The sequence below is a fragment of the Pseudomonas algeriensis genome (assembly GCF_048847255.1).
In the GTDB taxonomy this organism is placed as follows: domain Bacteria; phylum Pseudomonadota; class Gammaproteobacteria; order Pseudomonadales; family Pseudomonadaceae; genus Aquipseudomonas.
This window is the reverse complement of the sequence record NZ_JBKKRK010000011.1, coordinates 106070-124507: the sequence shown is the minus strand read 5'-3', so window position 1 is coordinate 124507 and position 18438 is coordinate 106070. Positions and strand designations below refer to the sequence as shown.

The window sequence follows — 18438 nt, the reverse complement described above, 5'->3', positions numbered from 1 at the left end:
ATGTTCGCATCAGCGACTGCTTCGAGCGCCCCGGCGGCAACGTTCCGGCCGGACGCATTACCTGACGAACCGTACCTGTTGGAGGTCGTCAACGTCAGCAAAGGCTTCCCTGGCGTCGTGGCCCTGTCAGACGTGCAATTGCGGGTACGCCCCGGCTCGGTGCTGGCCTTGATGGGGGAAAACGGTGCGGGCAAATCCACGCTGATGAAGATCATCGCCGGCATCTACCAGCCCGACGCCGGCGAGCTGCGCCTGCGGGGCAAGCCGGTAACCTTCGACACCCCCCTGGCGGCCTTGCAGGCCGGGATCGCCATGATCCACCAGGAACTGAACCTGATGCCCCACATGAGCATCGCCGAAAACATCTGGATCGGCCGCGAACAGCTCAACGGCCTGCACATGATCGATCATGGTGAAATGCACCGCTGCACCGCCCGGTTGCTGGAGCGCTTGCGCATCAAGCTTGACCCGGAGGAACAGGTGGGCAACCTGAGCATTGCCGAACGGCAGATGGTGGAGATCGCCAAGGCCGTCTCGTATGACTCCGACATCCTGATCATGGACGAACCGACTTCGGCCATCACCGAGACCGAAGTCGCCCATTTGTTCTCGATCATCGCCGACCTCAAGGCGCAGGGTAAGGGCATCATTTACATCACCCATAAAATGAACGAAGTCTTCGCCATCGCCGATGAAGTGGCGGTGTTTCGCGACGGTGCCTATATCGGCCTGCAACGGGCCGACAGCATGGACGGCGACAGCCTGATTTCGATGATGGTCGGACGCGAACTGAGCCAGTTGTTCCCGGTGCGGGACAAGCCCATCGGTGACTTGGTCCTGTCGGTGCGCGACCTGAGCCTGGACGGCATTTTCAAAGGCGTGTCGTTCGACCTGCATGCCGGGGAAATCCTTGGCATCGCCGGGCTGATGGGCTCGGGCCGGACCAACGTTGCCGAAGCGATCTTCGGCGTGACCCCGAGTACCGGCGGCGAGATCCTGCTGGACGGCCAGCCGGTGCGCATCACCGACCCGCACATGGCGATCGAGAAGGGCTTCGCGCTGTTGACCGAGGACCGCAAGCTCAGTGGCCTGTTCCCGTGCCTGTCAGTGCTGGAGAACATGGAAATGGCCGTGCTGCCCCATTACGTCGGCAACGGTTTCATCCAGCAGAAAGCCCTGCGTGCGCTGTGCGAAGACATGTGCAAGAAGCTGCGGGTCAAGACACCGTCCCTGGAGCAGTGCATCGACACTCTATCCGGCGGTAACCAGCAGAAGGCCTTGCTGGCCCGCTGGCTGATGACCAACCCGCGCATCCTGATCCTCGACGAACCGACCCGCGGCATCGATGTCGGCGCCAAGGCCGAGATCTACCGACTCATTGCCTACCTCGCCAGCGAAGGCATGGCGGTCATCATGATTTCTTCGGAGCTGCCTGAGGTGCTGGGCATGAGCGACCGCGTCATGGTGATGCACGAAGGCGACCTGATGGGCACCCTCGACCGCAGCGAAGCCACCCAGGAACGAGTCATGCAACTGGCGTCGGGCCTGTCCTGATGGCTGCCGGGCGAATCAATAACGTCGAGCAATAATCCCGTGGCGAGGGAGCAAGCTTCCTCGCCACAGATAAAAAAGGTGATTGGCTATGAACGCGATATTGGAAAACAAACCCGCCGCCGCACCGGCCAGGACGCGTCGGCGGCTGCCCACGGAACTGAGCATTTTCCTGGTGCTGATCGGCATCGGCCTGGTGTTCGAGCTGTTCGGCTGGATCATGCGCGACCAGAGTTTCCTGATGAACTCCCAGCGCCTGGTGCTGATGATCCTGCAAGTGTCGATCATCGGCCTGCTGGCCATCGGCGTGACCCAGGTGATCATCACCACCGGCATCGACTTGTCGTCAGGTTCGGTGCTGGCGTTGTCGGCGATGATTGCCGCGAGCCTGGCCCAGACTTCGGATTTTTCCCGGGCGGTGTTTCCTTCCCTGACGGACCTGCCCGTGTGGATACCGGTGGTGGCGGGCCTCGGCGTGGGGCTGCTGGCGGGGGCGATCAACGGCAGCATCATCGCCGTTACCGGCATCCCGCCTTTTATCGCCACCCTCGGCATGATGGTCTCGGCCCGTGGCTTGGCGCGTTATTACACCGAAGGCCAGCCGGTGAGCATGTTGTCCGATTCGTACACCGCCATCGGTCATGGCGCTATGCCGGTGATCATCTTCCTGGTGGTGGCGGTGATCTTCCACGTCGCCTTGCGCTACACCAAGTACGGTAAATACACCTACGCCATCGGCGGCAACATGCAGGCGGCGCGGACCTCGGGCATCAACGTCAAGCGCCACCTGGTGATCGTCTACAGCATCGCGGGGCTGCTGGCGGGCTTGGCCGGCGTCGTGGCCTCGGCGCGGGCGGCGACCGGGCAGGCCGGCATGGGCATGTCTTACGAGCTCGACGCGATCGCCGCGGCGGTCATTGGCGGCACCAGCCTGGCCGGTGGAGTGGGGCGCATCACCGGGACGGTGATCGGTGCGCTGATCCTCGGGGTAATGGCCAGTGGTTTTACCTTTGTCGGTGTCGATGCCTATATCCAGGACATCATCAAGGGTCTGATCATTGTCGTCGCGGTGGTGATCGATCAGTACCGCAACAAGCGCAAACTCAAACGCTGACATGCCTGAGGTTGCGACAAAGCGCCACGCCTGACCCGCGTGGCGTTGCCATTTGTCTTCTTGATACAGCCATCGCAGCGAATTTCTTGTTATAAACGCACTCCGACGGCCGGCAGAAGCCTGTCAGACAGCATTTGAAGCGGTTGTCGGACATTTTCCCCATGTTTTCGGTTGCTGACGCCCCGACTCGGCCTTAGACTGCCGCCCCTCGTAAATTGAGTGCCGGGTGGCGCTTGGAATAAACGGCGCCTTCCCGATGAGCGTGGCTGCTTGATGCGGGACGCTCCATAATTCGCCTTAATGCACGTTTTTTTATAGAGAAATCAATGACAAAGGAAAAGTTGCTGGCCATGCCGGCGGATGACTACATGAATGCCGAGCAACTGGCTTACTTCACCAAGCTGTTGCAGAACATGAAAGTCGAAACCCACGAGCGCATCGAACAGAACCGAATCGCCATTGAGAGCCTGGACAGCCCGGCCGACCCGGCGGACGCAGCTTCCGTAGAAGAAGAGCGCACCTGGCTGGTCAACGCCATCGATCGCGACCAGCGCATGCTGCCGCAACTGGAGCAGGCCCTGGACCGTATCAACGACGAAAGCTTCGGCTGGTGCGACGACAGCGGCGAGCCGATCGGCCTCAAGCGCCTGTTGATCAGTCCGACCACCAAATACTGCATCGAAGCCCAGGAACGTCACGAGCAGATCGACAAGCACCAGCGCCAGGCCTGATACCGTTTTCGAAAAAGACCGCAGCCCTTCATCCGAAGCTGCGGTCTTTTTGCTTTTTGGTCATCACGCTTCTCGTTTTTTTGCCGAAAACACGACTAATGGACCATGGATAATGGCTCGATAGTGGCGTTTAATGCGGCCATAACAATGAGAAAAGTGGGTGACGAAAATGGCGACAGAAGGATCTCTGGCGGCGACAGCGTCGGCCTCGGTGCCAGTAGCGCGCGTTACAGCGCGCTGGCTTGCGCCGACTCTGCAAAGCCTGGCGCTGGTTTCGCTGCTGTGTGGCATGACCTTGGGCGGTTGGTCGTTGTACCTGGCGTTGCCGCTGGCGCTGCTCATCGTCTGGTTGCCACGCCTGCGCTCGCGGCTGAACAGCACACCGGTGCCGACGGCAAGCGACAGCCTGGCCGAGCTCACCCGCGATCTTTCCTACACCACCAGCCATAATGCACTGTCCGCCGCTGGCGTTGCCTATTCGGTCAAGCAGCTGGCGGGCAAGGTCCAGTCACAGCTCGGGGCCGCGGCGCGGATCGTTGGCAACGCCGAAGCGATGATCGCGACCGAGCAGGCCACCTCGCAGCTCAGTCAAGAGGCCCTGGGCGCGGCCAGCGAGGCCCATCGCAGCAGTGTCGCCGGGCGCAGCGAGTTGGTCGAATCCATCAGCCGCATGCATCAGCTCAGTCAGCGCGCCAATGAAAGCCGCGAACTCATCGAGGCGCTGAGCGTGCGCAGCGACGAAATCCAGCGGGTGACCCTGGTGATTCAATCGATCGCCAGCCAGACCAACCTGTTGGCCCTTAACGCTGCGATCGAGGCGGCCCGTGCCGGGGAACATGGTCGCGGTTTTGCGGTGGTGGCCGACGAGGTCCGGGGGTTGGCCGGGCGCACTGCCGCGGCGACCGGCGAGGTCGGCGTGATGGTCGCGGATATCCAGCAGCGCACCGCGCAGGTCGTCGAGCAGATCCGCCAATTGGCCGGTGACCTGGACAGCGGTGTGCAGCAAGTCGAGCACACTGGCCAGCACCTGGAAAACATTGCGCGGCTTGCGGCCGGTGTCGAAACCCAGGTCAGCGCTATCGCCCAGGGTACCGACACTAACCGTGGACAACTCGATAGCCTGTTTCATGCGATCGAGCAAATGCGCGGTGACCTGGCGATCAGCGACCAGCAGACCCAGCGCCTGGCCGAGGCCGCTGTGCAGATGGAAGGCCAGGCCGAGACCATCAGCGAGCGCTTGGCCGAGGTGGGCCTGGACGATTATCACCAGCGGGTCTATGACTTGGCGCGGGAAGGGGCAAGCCGGATTGCCGCACAGTTCGAGGCGGATATCGACCAGGGGCGCGTCAGCCTGGAGGATCTGTTCGATCGCAGCTACCAACCGATCCCCAATACCCATCCGGCGAAGTTCCAGACCCGTTTCGACCGCTACACCGACCAGGTGCTGCCAGCGATCCAGGAACCGTTGCTGGCGCGGCATGAGGGGCTGGTCTTCGCGATTGCCTGCACTCAGCAGGGCTACGTGCCGACTCACAACAATACGTTCTGTCAGCCGTTGACTGGCGATCCGCAAGTGGACACGCTGAACAATCGCACCAAGCGCAAGTTCTCCGATCGCACCGGGATCCGCTGCGGCAGTCATCAACAGCCGGTGTTGCTGCAAACCTATACGCGGGACACGGGCGAGCTGATGCATGACCTGTCGGTGCCAATCATGCTCAAGGGACGTCATTGGGGTGGGTTGCGGCTGGGCTATAAGCCCGAGAAGCCGCGCTGAGTCTGATCACCGGCGATATGACTAACCTGTGGCGAGGGGATTTATCCCCGCTGGGGTGCGCAGCGCCCCTAATAGCTATCGCTGCGGTACGTCAGGGGGCTGCATTCCAGTCTTTCGAGGGGCTGCTCTGCAGCCCAGCGGGGATAAATCCCCTCGCCACAAAAACTCAACTGTCATTGGCTCATGTAGGGGTTATTTACCGTCGTGCAGGCGTACGTTCAGTTGATCCACCAATACCGCCTCTTCGCCGTCGGCAAGCAGCCATTCGCGAAGCAGATCTTGTTGCTGATTCGACCAGAAAGGCGCATCGACCAACTTGGTGTTCGGATCCAGCGGGTGCGCCATGATGAAATCATCGATGGCGTTGCCGTCCGAAGGCAGGCCAAGCTGGTCAAACAGGGTGCTGAGTTCGTGGGATGGTTGTTCCATTTTGTAGGACTCCTCTGGACTACCGCCGTCATGGCGCCTCGGTTGCTTCCCTCTATCTGAGGCGAGCAGTCGTCAGGAGTTCGATTGGCTTCAGGCTTTCAGCGCACCTTCATCCACCGCGAGCTTCAGGGCCCGGGCTGACTCCTTGGCGGCCTCGGCCGCAAGTTCCGGCGTCTTGAACCAGCGATCCCTTTCTACCTGGTGATAGGTGACCGCAGTGGCGGCGGTTTTGGCGCGCATGACGATGACCGCTTGGAATTCGCCTTCTACCTCTCTGGCTTCGCCGCGGATGAAAAAATCGCCGATGTCTAGTTCCGTCACGTCGCGCCTTCCCTTCAAGTCATATTGTTGTACGAGCACCGCCGATGGAGGCGCTCGCTGGGCAGGCAGTATGGCAGCAGTTGCCGGTCGGCGGCTGAGTTAAGTCATGGCGCCTGCCGTTGAAGGGTTCTGTTCGAGGGTGCGGGCGAGATAGCAGGCTTCGTTATGGTCGGCGCGGAAACCTCTTACGCGCCCGGTAGAGGTTTCTTCGATATGAAAAAAACACTTGCCGGCAAGAACGACCCGGTATCTGGGCTGGATCAATGCAATCGGTGCGTAACCGTCGTCATGAGTGGCGTCTTGCGCCAGGGCGACACATGAGATGGCGGGGCGGATCAGGGTTGGAAACGTAGCCATGTGAATTCCTTTTCTATGGTTACCGACGGATTGCCGGCTGTTTTAAGTAGTCTGCGCGTCAGCGGCTGCTCTAGAATCGGCAGCACCGTGTGTACGGTTGCGCCTATCTAAAGCAATTTTTTTTGGCCTCGATGTCAGAAAAATGCTTTTCTAAGTGAGAAATTTCCCTAAAGTTAGTAGTCCCACCTTTTCCGATGCTCAGAGTGGTGTTTTCCTTCAGCCTCTGACGACCGCCGGGAAAGACGGCGAGAGTAGCGATCCTATAGTCTTCTCCCGCCCTGGGTCAGGGCGCACCGTTCACTTTCGAATTCAATGACAGGTCCATGGGGCCGTGCGGGTTCTCGTGGTCCATTCTCAAAGAGTGGGCCGTTTAAAGATGGGGATGTTTCCTTGGCAGTAAGTAATCTCGACATGCATGCGTTATTTGTACTGGGCGACCTGCGGGCAAAACTGGTCAAGCAATTCCAGTCACGGTTTGTCTATATCACCGAGCAGACCGCCGAAGGTATCTATATTGCCGAAATCGACACCGAGTCGGCATTGGTCGTCGATGACAAACCCCGGCTGGAACTCAAGGTTGGCGACCATTTTCGCGCGGCGGTACTTCCCAGTCGCGAGGGAGGCAAGTTTGAAATCCGGTTTCGTGAAATCAAGTTGACGGTCTATGGCCTGGGTGACTACGCGTTCGTCACGACCGCCGAGGGCCACGCCATTCTGTTCAAGGAAGGGCACAGCGTAGTGACCGTATTGGCCGCCAACGAACAGTTGCAGGAAGGTTTGACCAAGACGTTGAAAGCAGTCACCGCCAAGGCTGCCAAATGGCGCAAGGGTGAACTTGTGACATTCAAGGCCAGCGAGTAGGAAGCGGCTTTCATCCTTGGATGACGAATCGGGTTGATGTCCTTTGTTCTTTTTATACTCGTAACAGTTTTAAAACGCTCCTGCTGGAACCTTGGCTACAGTCAATTGACTGAACTAGTCACAGGCTTGCGTTCGCTTCGCACGCCGTTCGGCTATTGCTGCATCCGGCATGAGGTATCAAACATGAAACGAGTTCGACAGTGGCTGGCTGCCTGGGCCACCCTCGCTGTGTTGGTTTCACCCCTTCCGGCATCCGCTGCATCGACGCCGATCCACTTTGCCGACCTGAACTGGGAAAGCGGCAGCCTGATCACCGACATCCTGAGGGTCATTGTCGAAAAGGGCTACGGGTTGCCGACGGACACGTTGCCGGGCACCACCATTACCCTGGAAACCGCCCTGGCCAATAACGATATCCAAGTGATCGGCGAGGAGTGGGCAGGTCGCAGTCCGGTGTGGGTCAAGGCCGAGGCCGAGGGCAAGGTGGTCGCCCTGGGCGATACGGTCAAGGGCGCGACCGAAGGCTGGTGGGTGCCGGAATACGTCATCAAGGGCGACCCTGCCAAGGGCATCAAGCCCCTGGCGCCGGACTTGCGCAGCGTCGAGGACCTTGCGCGCTACAAGCACGTGTTCAAGGACCCGGAAAGCCCCAGCAAGGGACGCTTCCTCAACAGTCCCATCGGTTGGACTTCCGAGGTGGTCAACAAGCAAAAGCTCAAGGCCTACGGTCTTTCCGACAGCTATGTGAACTTTCGCAGCGGCTCAGGGGCCGCGCTCGATGCCGAGATCACTTCGTCGATCCGCCGTGGCAAGCCGATCCTGTTCTACTACTGGTCGCCCACGCCGCTGCTCGGGCGTTTCAAACTGGTGCAGTTGCAAGAGCCGCCATTCGATGCCGAGGCCTGGAAAACCCTGACCGATGCCGACAACCCCAACCCCAGGCCGACGCGGTCCCTGGCTTCGAAGTTGTCCATTGGCGTGTCGGTACCGTTCCAGAAACAACACCCGGACATTGCCGAGTTCTTCAGCAAGGTCGACCTGCCGATCGACCCGCTGAACAAGGCCCTGGCCGATATGAGCGAGAAACGCACGCCCTCCCGCGAGGCCGCCGAAGCCTTCCTCAAGGCTCACCCCGAGGTTTGGCAGGCCTGGTTGCCCAAGGAGGTCGCCGACAAGGTGACCGCGGGGCTGTAGCGCGTTAAGGCCAGTCAATTGAACAGTTGATCCTGGGCAAGTCGTCATTCACTGGAATCCGGCAACCTGCGCCCGTCCAGCGAAATGCCAGATTCCAGCTAGGATGATTGTTCAACCTTTTTCAGGAGGCTGGCGAATGACGCTTGTATTGGCTCGGTCGCTGGTCGCGGTGTTTGCGACCATCAGCTTGATTCATTTGTATTGGGCCCTGGGCGGGCAGTGGGCGGCGCTGGCGGTAGTGCCGCAGGTGCCGGTGAAGCAGGGCGGCACACTGCAACCGGCGTTCAACCCGTCGGGATGGCTGACGCTTTTGGTGGCGCTGGCGCTGCTGATGATTGCGGTGCTGGTGTGTCTGCGGGTCGGCCTGATCGCGCCTCCCGTGACCCATCGTGCCTTGCAATGGCTGATCAGTGCGATTGCCCTGTTGATGTTTGCCCGGGCCATTGGCGAGTCGAACCTGGTGGGCTTCTTCAAGGAGGTCAAGGGGTCGACGTTCGCCCGGCTCGATACCTGGGTCTACTCGCCGTTGTGTGTCGTGCTGGGGGCAGGGTTGCTGACGGTGGCGTGGGCTTGAGCAATCCAGAGGCGAACGCCGTTGTGGCGAGGGGATAGATCGCCTCGCCACAACAAAGCCTGGCTCAAGCTTCCTTAGCCATCGCTCCCGGTCCTGGGGCTGCTTATTTCCGCCGGTACATCGTCCCCTGCCATGCGCTTGCGGAACAAAGCCGCCCGGGCCAGCAGCAGGGTCGTTACCGGCACCGTGATGGACAGCAGGATCGGTATCAGCCAGGCATGCAGCACCGGGCCCGACTTGAGCGCCGAGAAATAAATGATCGAGGCCAGCGCAACGCACCAGGCCCCCAGCGTCGAAGCCAGGGCAGGCGGGTGCATGCGCTGAAAATAATCCTTGAGCCGCACCAGGCCGATCGCCCCGGTCAGGGCGAAAAGACTGCCGAGCACCAGCAGGATCGCCACTGGGATCTCGACCCACATCGACAGTTCTCCCGTCATTCGATCACCTCGCCACGCAACAGGAACTTGGCCAGGGCAAACGAGCCGACAAAGCCGAACAGGGCGATCAACAGCGCCGCCTCGAAATACGTGTCGCTGGCATACCGAATGCCCAGCACCAGCATCATCAGCATCGCGACGATGTACAAGTAATCGAGGGCCAGGACCCGGTCCTGTGCCGAGGGGCCCTTGAACAGGCGCACCAGGGTCAGCACCATGGTCAGCGAGAACAGGAACAGGCTCAGCAGGATCGCATTGGACAGCAGCGCGCTCATTCGAAAATCTCCATCAGCGGACGCTCGTAGGTGGCCTTGAAATGATCGATAAACGCCCCTTCGTCCTCCAGATCGAAAATGTGTATCAACAGGATGCTGCGATCCAGCGCCAACTCCGACCAGACCGTCCCTGGAATCACCGTGGTGATCATCGAAAGCACCGCCAGCCCATTGGCGTCGTGCAGGTCCAGCGGCACCTTGATAAACCGCGAGCGAGGCGGGCGGCGCCCGGCGTTGAGTACGCGCCAGGCGACGGCCAGGTTGGACACCAGCACGTCCCATCCCACCAGCAAGAGCAGTCGCAGCATGACCCCGGGACGCCGGATGCGGATGGGTCGTGGCCGCAGCGGACGCATCATCAGTGGCGCGAGGAAACCCAGCGCGGCGCCCAGCAGCAGGTGGCCGGCACTCAGGGACAGGTTCAACAACAGCCAGAGCAACCCCAATGCCAGGGACAGCCACGGTGCGGGAAACAAATGCTTGATCATGGCTGCACCACCTGCAATCGAGTGTTGCCTTCAGGGTTGGGGACGGCGCGGGTGGAAAAAACCGCCATCACATAATGTTCAGGCGTATTCAACCCATCGGCGGCGGATTGGGTGTAGCGCAGCAATGGCTCGGCCTTGAACGTCAAGACGATCCCCAGCCCCAGTAACGCGAGGATCGGCAGGCATTCGAACGGCCGCAACAGCGGGGAGGGCCGTTCCTGCGGTGTCCAGAAGCGCTGGATGCCCAAGCGCGAAAAGGCGATCAACGAGGCGAGCCCGGACAGGATCAACAGCGCCAGCAGGCCCCAGGCGGCGGCCGATACGGGCACGTCGGCACTCGCCCCCAGGCCCTGGGGGTTGAGCAGCGCGCTGAGCAGCCCCAGCTTGCCGATAAACCCCGACAAGGGAGGCATGCCGACAATCAACAGTGCACAGGCGATGAAACTCAGACCTAGAAAGGCCATGGTCCAGGGGATCACTTGCCCGACCACGGCTTTCTGTTCGTCATCGAGGTTGATGCCCTTGGGCGGCTGCAGCGATTCCAGGGGGCGCGGCAGGGTGTCGAGGTCATCTTCCAGCGGTAGGTCATTGGCGGAGCGTGAGCGCTCGATCAGTTCGGCCAGCAAGAACAGCGCGCACAGCGCCAGGGTCGAGCTCACCAGGTAAAACAACGCGGCGCCTATCAGGTTGGGCTGTGCGAAGCCGATGGCTGACAACAGGATGCCGGCCGAGACCAGGATACTCAGGCTGGCCATGCGTTCCAGGCGCTGGGCCGCGAGGATGGCGATGGCCGCGCAGGCGATGGTCGCCATGCCGCCGTAGACCAGCCAGTCGCCGCCAAAATACGCCGACGCGCCGGCTTGCCCCGAGAACAGCAGGGTCCACAACCGCAACACGGTGTAGACGCCCACCTTGGTCATGATCGCGAACAAGGCCGCCACCGGGGCGCTGGCCGCGCTGTAGGCCGGCACCAGCCAGAAATTCAGCGGCCACATGCCAGCCTTCGCCAGGAACGCCACTGCCAGGATCGCGGCACCGGCGTGCAGCAGGCCGCGGTCCGCTTCGGGCACCAAGGGCACTTTCAAGGCCAGGTCGGCCATGTTCAAGGTGCCGGTGACGCCATAGATCAACGCCGCGCCAATCAGGAACAACGACGACGCCAGCAGGTTGATGGCGATGTAATGCAGCCCCGACGAGACGCGGGCCCGCCCCGATCCGTGGAGCATCAGGCCGTAGGACGCGGCCAGCAATACTTCGAAAAACACAAACAGATTGAACAGGTCCGCCGTCAGGAAAGCGCCGTAAAGGCCCATCAGCTGAATCTGGAACAGCGCATGGAAACTGGCGCCGGCCCGATCCCACCGCGCCATCGCGAACAGCAGCGCGCAGACGCCGATGATGCCCGTCAGCACCAGCATCAGCGCCGACAGGCGATCGACCACCAACACGATGCCGAACGGCGCTTGCCAGTTGCCCGGCAGGTACACGCCAAAGGACGCGGGCAATGCCTGGTCCTGGGTCCAGTCCAACAGCAGCACGGCGATGCCCAGGCCCAGCAGGCTGGAAAACAGATTGATCCGCGCTTTGAGCGGGCGATGTTTCTCGCCCAGCATCAGCATCAACGCGGCGGTCAGCAGCGGTAGCAGGATGGGCGCGGCGATCAAGTGAGGCGTCAGCATCATTCCTTGGGCTCCCGGCCGTCCACATGGTCGGTGCCGGTCAGCCCGCGGGACGCGAGCAAGACGACGAGAAACAGCGCGGTCATGGCGAAGCTGATCACAATGGCGGTCAACACCAGGGCCTGGGGCAGCGGATCGGTGTAGTTCAGCAGGTCCTGGGGCACGCCGTCCTTGATGATCGGTTCCTTGCCGATGAACAGGCTGCCCATGCTGAAGATGAATAGGTTGACGCCATAGGACAGCAGGCAAAGCCCCATGACCACCTGAAAGGTCCGGGGCCGCAGCACCAGCCAGACGCCGGAGGCGGCCAATACGCCGATTGCGATTGCGATGACTTCTTCCATCAGGCGTTGGCTCCTTTGAGGGGGGCGACGGGTTTGGCGTGCAGCCCCGGTTTATGGGCCCGCACCGACTGGTGAGCCAGGGCGGTAAGGATCAATAGCGTGGAGCCGACCACCACGGCGTAGACGCCGATGTCGAAGAACAGCGCACTCGCCAGATGGAGGTCACCCAGCAGCGGCAACTCGAAATGCCAGGTGTGAGTGGTCAGGAACGGATAACCCACCGCCATCGCCCCCAACCCCGTCGCGGTGGCGAACAACAGCCCCGTGCCCATCCAGCGCAGCGGTCGCAGGCTCATTTGTGCTTCGACCCACTGGGTGCCGGCGACCATGTACTGGAGGATGAACGCCACCGACATCACCAGGCCGGCGACGAAACCGCCACCCGGTTGGTTGTGGCCGCGCATGAACAGGTAGAACGACACCACCAGGGCAATCGGCAACAGCAGGCGCACCAGCACCGACGGCACCATCATGAAGCCCAGCGCGGTGTCGCTGGCGTGACGCGGGTTGACCAGGTCGGTCACCACGTCTGGCGCCAGCAGGCGCTGTTGCGCCGGGAGCTGCATGCTTTCCTTGGGTGGCCGGAAGCGCCGCAGCAGGGCGAATACCGCCAGCGCAACCGCCACCAGTACGGTGATTTCGCCCAGGGTGTCGAAGCCGCGGAAGTCCACCAGCATCACGTTTACCACATTGCTGCCGCCACCTTCGGGCAAGGCCCGGCTCAGGTAAAACGACGAAATGTCATTGGGTGTCTGGCGCGTGAGCATCGCATAGGACAGCAACGCCATGCCGCCGCCCACTGCGATGGATAGCAGCAAGTCCCGCAGACGACGGATGCGCGCGCGGCGTTCGCTGCTGGGCAGCGGCGACACATCTTCGATCCGCCGTGGCAACCAGCGCAGGCCCAGCAGGATCAGCACCGTGGTGACCACCTCCACGACCAGTTGAGTCAAGGCCAGGTCCGGGGCCGAGAACCAGACAAAAGTCACGCACGTCATCAGGCCGCAGACACTGACCATCGTCAGCGCCGCGAGGCGGTGGTATTTGGCCTGCCAGGCAGCGCCCAACGCGCAAGCGATGGCCAGCACCCACAGCGTGACGAACACCACGGAGCCGGGAATCCTGGGGCGGTCGCCCCAGGCCAGCGTGCTGCTGAGCATCGGAATCAGCCCGGCCAATACGGCCGCCAGCACCAGCAGGAACAACTGAGCCTGCAAGCGCCGGGTACTGATCTTGCGCTCCAACCGTCGGCCCTGGCGCATCATCAGCACCAGGCTGCGCTCGAACAAACGCTTGCCGCTGAGACGCCCCATCAGCGGTGGCTGCTTGATATGGCCTTGCTTGAATTGCTTGCGCAGCAGCAGGTACAGGACGATCCCACCCGACATCGCCACCAGGCTCATGATCATGGGCGCGTTCAGGCCATGCCAGATCGCCAGGCTGTACTGGGGCAGCGGACCGCCCACCACCGGCAGCGCCGCCGCCGCCAGCAACGAACCAACCACCTGTGCCGGAAAGATGCCCACCAACAGGCAGGTAAACACCAGAAGCTCAACCGGCGCGCGCATCCAGCGCGGCGGTTCATGGGGCGTGTGGGGCAGGTCGGTGGCAGTGGGGCCGAAGAACACGTCGACGGTGAAACGCAGGGAATAGGCGACGCTGAACGTGCCGGCGATGGTGGCGACGATCGGCAGTGCCAGCTCGACCCAGGCCGTGGCGGAAATGAACACGGTCTCGGCGAAGAACATTTCCTTGGACAGGAAGCCGTTGAGCAACGGCACCCCGGCCATCGCCGCGCTGGCAACCATCGCCAGGGTGGCGGTGTACGGAATCAGCCGCACCAGGCCGCTGAGCTTGCGGATGTCCCGGGTGCCACTTTCGTGGTCGATGATGCCGGCGGCCATGAACAGCGAGGCCTTGAACGTGGCGTGGTTGAGGATATGAAACACGGCCGCGACCGCCGCCAGCGGGCTGTTGAGGCCAAGCAGAAGCGTAATCAGCCCCAGATGGCTGATGGTCGAATAGGCAAGGAGGCCCTTGAGGTCGTTCTGGAACATCGCGCAATAAGCGCCCAGCATCAATGTGAACGCCCCGGCGCCGCCGACGATATAGAACCACTGTTCACTGCCCGACAGCGAGGGCCACAACCGTGCCAGCAGGAAAACACCGGCTTTGACCATGGTCGCCGAGTGCAGGTACGCCGACACCGGCGTGGGCGCGGCCATGGCGTGGGGCAGCCAGAAATGGAAAGGAAACTGGGCGCTTTTGCTCAAGGCGCCGATCAGGATCAGCGGCAACAGGACTGGATAGAGGCCGTGCTGGCGAATCATGTCGCCGGCGGCCAGGACCTTGTCCAAGTCATAACTGCCCACCACATGGCCAAGCAGCATCACCCCGGCCAACAGGCACAGCCCGCCGGCGCCGGTCACCATCAACGCCATATAGGCGCCGCGCCGCGCGTCGGCGCGGTGATGCCAGTAACCGATCAGCAGGAATGAGAACAGGCTGGTCAATTCCCAGAAGAACACCATCTGGATCAGGTTGCCGGAAATCACCAGCCCGAGCATCGCGCCCATGAAAGCCAGGAAAAACGCAAAGAACCGCGGCACCGGATCGTCCGGCGACATGTAGTAGCGGGCATACAACGACACCAGCGTGCCGATGCCCAGCACCAGCAACGAAAACAGCCAGGCGAAGCCATCCAGGCGCAGGACGAAATTCAGGCCCAGGCTGGGCAGCCAGGCATATTGCTCCTGGATAACCCCGCCGTCGGCGATCTGCGGGTACCACAAAGCCACCTGAACGGTGCCCACCAAGGCCACAAGTCCTGCCAGCAATGATTCGGCATTGCGCGCGTTATGCGGCAGCAACGCCGCGACACAGCTGCCGACGAAGGGCAAAAGCAATAGAACTATCAGCGACATAGGCTTCTATTCGGCAAAGGTTGTTCGGGATCATACGTGGCGTATTCCCGATCACCAACCGCAAGGGTGTCGCAGAATCCTACAAGGAGGGGGAAGTTTTCCTGTTTTGAGTCGTTTTGCGAGCGCCGGGTCGTCGGGATCGACCATGGGTATCAAGGCACTCGTACCACACGAACCCTGCTCGGGTGCGGTAAGTATGTACCGCACCCGAGCAGGGCTTCATCGCCATCCTGCGCCATACAGAAAAAGAGATGTCGTTCAGTGCCTTCGACCAGGCGCTATGGCGGACCCTCGCTGAACATCCGGCTCTGTGGGCAAACACAGACGAACTCAACCGCAAACGCATCGAACGCGGCTTTGCGCCCTATGCGCCAAAAAGCACATGGGTGGGAGAGCGTCGAGAATTCGAGCTGCGTTATCGGGAGCGTGCGGAGCTGGGTGAGAATCCATTCAACCTCGACCGGATCAGCATCACCACACCAAACAGCCTGCTCGGCAGGCCGGGCATCGTCCCGGCGGTCATCCCCTGGCCGGCGCCTCCCATCGGCCACGGTACCCGAACGCCTTTGGTTCCGCCGGGCATCGAACAACTTGGCCCGACCACGCTGCCCGTCACGCCACCGTTTTCGCAGATTTATCCCGGCAAGCCTGTCATCCCCGTCCTACCGGAAAACGAGACGCTTCCGGCTGTTGATCCAGTGCAGACCGGTGCGAGTATTCCTGGGTATCCGGGGGATATGGAACTGCCCTCGCCGGATGCGCTGTTTTATGACCGGCGAGATGATCCCGGGATGGCGCTCGGCTTTGGGCAGCCAGTTTCAGGCATTTGGTTGGGGGAGGCGGCGAGAACGACTGGGGCGGCGATTCCTGATCGGATTGCGGATCAGTTGAGGGGGAGGGAGTTTGCGAACTTTCATCGGTTTAGGGAGGCGTTTTGGAGGGCGGTGGCGGCGGATCGTGATTTAAGTAAGCAGTTTAATGGCTCAAATCTGCGAGAGATGACCAAGGGAGCGCCGCCGTTCGCTAGTCGATTGGATCAGGTTGGCGGGAGAAGGAAGTTTGAAATCCATCATAAGCACGAAGTTGCGAAAGGCGGTGCAGTTTATGACTTGGAAAATCTGCTAGTTATGACTGCAAGGCGGCATATTGATTTTCACAAAGGAGAGAAGCCATGAGCGTGCTCAAAGAACGGCTGGAAGATTATACGGAGGCTGAATTTCTGACATTTCTTCGAAAATTTTTTGATTACTCCGTTGCTTTGGAGGGGGATGCGTTGAGCCAATATACCGATAGGTTGGTGGACCATTTTGAACTGATTACTGAGCACCCTGATGGCTCAGATGTTCTCTTCTACCCAAAGGAAGGCCAAGAAGACAGCCCCGCTGGAATCCTGAAAGAAGTCAAGGAATGGCGAGCCCGCAATAACAAACCAGGTTTCAAACCAGAATAAGTCAGCCGTGGAACGCACCTGCTCAATCCCCCGCGAGCAGGTGCGTCATCAAGGACGCATGCTTAAAAAAGGAAAAACCAAAGATGGAACTTAAACCCAAGCTTCAGGATTACACCGAGTCCGAGTTTCAAACGTTTGTCGAAAAAATATGGAACGCCGACATGCGCAAGGATGAGCATGATCGATTGATCAACCATTTCGACCGCATTGTCGGTCATCCCAAGGGCGCGGATCTGCTTTTTTATCCGCAGGACACGGTGAACCGCAACTCCCCGGCAGGTGTTGTCCATGGGCTAAAACATTGGCATCAAAAGAACAACATCGTAGCGTTCAAGGGTGGAGTGCTTCCCGCGCCGGTCAAGCCTGCGCCCACGTTGAGTCATGCCGGGCACGCCACGGCGAGAGCCAAGCACGAACTTGCAAACGCTCAGCGAGTGGCTACGGACATCGCCTCTGCGGAGCAAACGGTCGATTCAGCATTCTCTCTGCTTGAAAGCGCTATCCAGCATCTGCCAATCCAACAGCATTCGAACGCGACGCTTGAGGCACTGGAAAAAGGTATCCGTCGGGTTGAACATGCGCAGCACGAGGTGCTAATGGCGGTTCGTGCATTCGAAGGTAAAAAAATGCGTGTCGAGTTCGACAAAGCCGCGGCACAGCGAAATCTTACCTACAGCCAGGCGGAGAGGCCCCTCTGGCAAGCCGTTTTGCAGCAGGCCACTGCCAATCAGGCTGGTTATCTGGCGCGTCTGCCCTCCAATACCCAGCGCCATGCCGAACTCCACACCAACGCCGAAGCCTTGGTTGATCATGCCTGGCAGCAACTGGTGCGCCTACGGACTCCCGACCGATACCCAAGCGAGTTTCGCCTGTCTGTCGTCGCTAACCTGGAACGACCGGAACTTTTGATCAGCGACGTACAGCCGTTGATGTCGGTACAACGAGTGGACTTGCATAAGACCCTGCGTTCCGCAGTCGCCGAATTCAATTGGTCATTGACCGACGGTGCGCAGGAGCATCTTGGACAGTACGCCGGCGTGCTGCACTTCAGGTTCGCCAGCCGCGCCAAGGCCGTGCGTTTTGGCCTCTGCGTTGCGCTGAATGAGCTTTCTCTGATCGATCCTGATTGGCAACTATTGGCCGCCCAGCAAGGCGAAGTAGAACTGCCGCTGCGAATGAGCACCTCGACGGTTCCCGTGAAGGCCGGCAGCCTGTCGTATGGATTAAAGGAAATACGCGAACTCTTCGAAGTCTTTATCACTCCCTGCGCCGGGGTTTTGCCTGCGAAGGTTCGTGTCAGGCTCGCCGTCTGGCAGGAAGGCGAGAGGGCCTATCGGTTCACGAGCGATGGCCCGCAGCCCTCCGTTATGGAGTGGGCAGTACCCCATGGCCTGGAAGCGCCGGTGGCGCCAAAACCGGATCGGCTCGATTCCGTTGGTTTCGTCCGGTCATCGCCAGTGCCCGAATTGGCCACGTTCGAATCTATCGAAGAGGTGCGATTCGATGATTATGTGGTGGTGTTTGCGCGGGAGTCAGGGCTTGAGCCGGTCTATGTGCTATTCAATGACCGTCGGGATTGTCCAGGTGTCGTCAGTGGAGAAGGGCACGCGGAGGCTGACGATTGGCGAACGCAAGCCTTGAGCAGCCAGGGAGCGTCGGTCCCTGCGTCAGTCGCCGATTCATTGCGCGGGCAAGTTTTCGAGCGTTTCGATCTGTTCAAACGTGCATTCTGGAGGGCCGTTGCGGCCGTACCGACCTTGAATGCACAATTCAATATCGAAAATAGGGTGTTACTGCTCAACGGTTCAGCGCCCCGCAGCGAGCAGCCCGACGATCATCGTTCGCTGCGCATTCTGCACCGCGTCGACATCACGCAGGGCGGTGGGGTCTACGATCTCGATAATCTGATTATTCGCTACTGAAACCCGAGGG

General features: G+C 60.7%; 19 protein-coding genes. 10 read left to right on the top strand and 9 right to left on the bottom strand.

Annotation, left to right across the window (positions count from 1 at the left end):
* The 4 genes from ACLK1G_RS17700 to ACLK1G_RS17685 all read left to right on the top strand — a co-directional run bounded on the left by ACLK1G_RS17700 (window position 1) and on the right by ACLK1G_RS17685 (window position 5173).
* Window positions 1–1554 carry a sugar ABC transporter ATP-binding protein gene (locus ACLK1G_RS17700; protein WP_420766600.1) on the top strand — a complete coding sequence of 518 codons (1554 nt, stop codon included), beginning with the start codon at window positions 1–3 and terminating at the stop codon, window positions 1552–1554.
* An 88-nt stretch (window positions 1555–1642) separates the two neighbouring features.
* Window positions 1643–2665 carry an ABC transporter permease gene (locus ACLK1G_RS17695; protein WP_420766599.1) on the top strand — a complete coding sequence of 341 codons (1023 nt, stop codon included), beginning with the start codon at window positions 1643–1645 and terminating at the stop codon, window positions 2663–2665.
* Window positions 2666–2991: 326 nt separating this feature from the next.
* Complete coding sequence (locus ACLK1G_RS17690) at window positions 2992–3396, top strand: TraR/DksA family transcriptional regulator (RefSeq protein WP_030141286.1); 405 nt, start codon at window positions 2992–2994, stop codon at window positions 3394–3396.
* A gap of 169 nt (window positions 3397–3565) precedes the next feature.
* On the top strand, window positions 3566–5173 hold the full coding sequence (locus ACLK1G_RS17685) for a methyl-accepting chemotaxis protein (RefSeq protein ID WP_420766598.1): 1608 nt from the start codon (window positions 3566–3568) through the stop codon (window positions 5171–5173).
* 192 nt (window positions 5174–5365) lie between these two features.
* On the opposite strand, the gene ACLK1G_RS17680 is transcribed toward ACLK1G_RS17685, so the two are convergent.
* From ACLK1G_RS17680 to ACLK1G_RS17670, 3 genes are all read right to left on the bottom strand, one after another.
* Complete coding sequence (locus ACLK1G_RS17680; RefSeq protein ID WP_420766597.1) at window positions 5366–5602, bottom strand: DUF2789 family protein; 237 nt, start codon at window positions 5600–5602, stop codon at window positions 5366–5368.
* 90 nt (window positions 5603–5692) lie between these two features.
* Window positions 5693–5923, bottom strand: coding sequence for a hypothetical protein (locus tag ACLK1G_RS17675; RefSeq protein ID WP_420766596.1), 231 nt, complete (start codon window positions 5921–5923; stop codon window positions 5693–5695).
* A 99-nt stretch (window positions 5924–6022) separates the two neighbouring features.
* On the bottom strand, window positions 6023–6280 hold the full coding sequence (locus ACLK1G_RS17670; protein WP_420766595.1) for a hypothetical protein: 258 nt from the start codon (window positions 6278–6280) through the stop codon (window positions 6023–6025).
* 411 nt (window positions 6281–6691) lie between these two features.
* On the opposite strand from ACLK1G_RS17670, the gene ACLK1G_RS17665 reads away from it, so the two are divergent.
* The 3 genes from ACLK1G_RS17665 (at window position 6692) to ACLK1G_RS17655 (ending at window position 8909) form a co-directional block, all read left to right on the top strand.
* Window positions 6692–7141, top strand: a complete 450-nt coding sequence (locus ACLK1G_RS17665) for a hypothetical protein (RefSeq protein WP_420766594.1) — start codon at window positions 6692–6694, stop codon at window positions 7139–7141.
* 183 nt (window positions 7142–7324) lie between these two features.
* Window positions 7325–8335 carry an ABC transporter substrate-binding protein gene (locus tag ACLK1G_RS17660; protein ID WP_420766593.1) on the top strand — a complete coding sequence of 337 codons (1011 nt, stop codon included), beginning with the start codon at window positions 7325–7327 and terminating at the stop codon, window positions 8333–8335.
* Window positions 8336–8471: 136 nt separating this feature from the next.
* Window positions 8472–8909 (top strand): DUF3995 domain-containing protein, encoded by a 438-nt coding sequence (locus ACLK1G_RS17655; protein ID WP_420766592.1) that lies wholly within the window; start codon window positions 8472–8474, stop codon window positions 8907–8909.
* Between the two features lie 74 nt (window positions 8910–8983).
* Here the strand turns inward: ACLK1G_RS17655 and ACLK1G_RS17650 are convergent, their stop codons facing one another.
* Genes ACLK1G_RS17650 through ACLK1G_RS17625 form a run of 6 tightly spaced genes read right to left on the bottom strand, consistent with a single transcriptional unit; the run spans window position 8984 to window position 15056 of the window.
* Window positions 8984–9346: a Na+/H+ antiporter subunit G gene (locus tag ACLK1G_RS17650; protein ID WP_420766591.1), complete on the bottom strand. Its 363-nt coding sequence runs from the start codon at window positions 9344–9346 to the stop codon at window positions 8984–8986.
* Window positions 9343–9621 carry a K+/H+ antiporter subunit F gene (locus tag ACLK1G_RS17645; protein WP_420766590.1) on the bottom strand — a complete coding sequence of 93 codons (279 nt, stop codon included), beginning with the start codon at window positions 9619–9621 and terminating at the stop codon, window positions 9343–9345. The genes ACLK1G_RS17650 and ACLK1G_RS17645 overlap by 4 nt, the downstream gene beginning before the upstream one ends.
* A complete protein-coding gene (locus ACLK1G_RS17640) occupies window positions 9618–10106 on the bottom strand; it encodes a Na+/H+ antiporter subunit E (RefSeq protein WP_420766635.1) in 489 nt (162 codons plus the stop codon). Before ACLK1G_RS17640 ends, ACLK1G_RS17645 begins: the two co-directional genes overlap by 4 nt.
* Window positions 10106–11791, bottom strand: a complete 1686-nt coding sequence (locus ACLK1G_RS17635; protein ID WP_420766589.1) for a monovalent cation/H+ antiporter subunit D — start codon at window positions 11789–11791, stop codon at window positions 10106–10108. Before ACLK1G_RS17635 ends, ACLK1G_RS17640 begins: the two co-directional genes overlap by 1 nt.
* The gene (locus ACLK1G_RS17630; protein ID WP_005789164.1) at window positions 11788–12132 is read right to left on the bottom strand and encodes a Na+/H+ antiporter subunit C; all 345 of its coding nucleotides are present in this window, start codon (window positions 12130–12132) and stop codon (window positions 11788–11790) included. Before ACLK1G_RS17630 ends, ACLK1G_RS17635 begins: the two co-directional genes overlap by 4 nt.
* Entirely contained in the window at window positions 12132–15056 is a 2925-nt protein-coding gene (locus tag ACLK1G_RS17625) for a monovalent cation/H+ antiporter subunit A (protein ID WP_420766588.1), read from the bottom strand. The genes ACLK1G_RS17630 and ACLK1G_RS17625 overlap by 1 nt, the downstream gene beginning before the upstream one ends.
* Window positions 15057–15307: 251 nt before the next feature.
* Between ACLK1G_RS17625 and ACLK1G_RS17620 the strand changes: the two genes are divergently transcribed.
* The 3 genes from ACLK1G_RS17620 to ACLK1G_RS17610 all read left to right on the top strand — a co-directional run bounded on the left by ACLK1G_RS17620 (window position 15308) and on the right by ACLK1G_RS17610 (window position 18428).
* The gene (locus tag ACLK1G_RS17620) at window positions 15308–16231 is read left to right on the top strand and encodes an HNH endonuclease signature motif containing protein (protein ID WP_420766587.1); all 924 of its coding nucleotides are present in this window, start codon (window positions 15308–15310) and stop codon (window positions 16229–16231) included.
* Window positions 16228–16506, top strand: a complete 279-nt coding sequence (locus tag ACLK1G_RS17615) for a bacteriocin immunity protein (RefSeq protein WP_420766586.1) — start codon at window positions 16228–16230, stop codon at window positions 16504–16506. The genes ACLK1G_RS17620 and ACLK1G_RS17615 overlap by 4 nt, the downstream gene beginning before the upstream one ends.
* Window positions 16507–16589: 83 nt before the next feature.
* On the top strand, window positions 16590–18428 hold the full coding sequence (locus ACLK1G_RS17610; protein ID WP_420766585.1) for a bacteriocin immunity protein: 1839 nt from the start codon (window positions 16590–16592) through the stop codon (window positions 18426–18428).
* The last annotated feature ends 10 nt before the right edge of the window (window positions 18429–18438 follow it).

Coding starts and splice junctions, on each gene's coding strand:
- ACLK1G_RS17685 (WP_420766598.1), top strand. CDS start 3,566: ATGGCGACAGAAGGATCTCTGGCGGCGACAGCGTCGGCCTCGGTGCCA.
- ACLK1G_RS17645 (WP_420766590.1), bottom strand. CDS start 9,621: ATGAGCGCGCTGCTGTCCAATGCGATCCTGCTGAGCCTGTTCCTGTTC.
- ACLK1G_RS17610 (WP_420766585.1), top strand. CDS start 16,590: ATGGAACTTAAACCCAAGCTTCAGGATTACACCGAGTCCGAGTTTCAA.
- ACLK1G_RS17615 (WP_420766586.1), top strand. CDS start 16,228: ATGAGCGTGCTCAAAGAACGGCTGGAAGATTATACGGAGGCTGAATTT.
- ACLK1G_RS17700 (WP_420766600.1), top strand. CDS start 1: ATGTTCGCATCAGCGACTGCTTCGAGCGCCCCGGCGGCAACGTTCCGG.
- ACLK1G_RS17620 (WP_420766587.1), top strand. CDS start 15,308: ATGTCGTTCAGTGCCTTCGACCAGGCGCTATGGCGGACCCTCGCTGAA.
- ACLK1G_RS17660 (WP_420766593.1), top strand. CDS start 7,325: ATGAAACGAGTTCGACAGTGGCTGGCTGCCTGGGCCACCCTCGCTGTG.
- ACLK1G_RS17695 (WP_420766599.1), top strand. CDS start 1,643: ATGAACGCGATATTGGAAAACAAACCCGCCGCCGCACCGGCCAGGACG.
- ACLK1G_RS17665 (WP_420766594.1), top strand. CDS start 6,692: ATGCATGCGTTATTTGTACTGGGCGACCTGCGGGCAAAACTGGTCAAG.
- ACLK1G_RS17635 (WP_420766589.1), bottom strand. CDS start 11,791: ATGATGCTGACGCCTCACTTGATCGCCGCGCCCATCCTGCTACCGCTG.
- ACLK1G_RS17680 (WP_420766597.1), bottom strand. CDS start 5,602: ATGGAACAACCATCCCACGAACTCAGCACCCTGTTTGACCAGCTTGGC.
- ACLK1G_RS17655 (WP_420766592.1), top strand. CDS start 8,472: ATGACGCTTGTATTGGCTCGGTCGCTGGTCGCGGTGTTTGCGACCATC.
- ACLK1G_RS17650 (WP_420766591.1), bottom strand. CDS start 9,346: ATGACGGGAGAACTGTCGATGTGGGTCGAGATCCCAGTGGCGATCCTG.
- ACLK1G_RS17670 (WP_420766595.1), bottom strand. CDS start 6,280: ATGGCTACGTTTCCAACCCTGATCCGCCCCGCCATCTCATGTGTCGCC.
- ACLK1G_RS17630 (WP_005789164.1), bottom strand. CDS start 12,132: ATGGAAGAAGTCATCGCAATCGCAATCGGCGTATTGGCCGCCTCCGGC.
- ACLK1G_RS17625 (WP_420766588.1), bottom strand. CDS start 15,056: ATGTCGCTGATAGTTCTATTGCTTTTGCCCTTCGTCGGCAGCTGTGTC.
- ACLK1G_RS17690 (WP_030141286.1), top strand. CDS start 2,992: ATGACAAAGGAAAAGTTGCTGGCCATGCCGGCGGATGACTACATGAAT.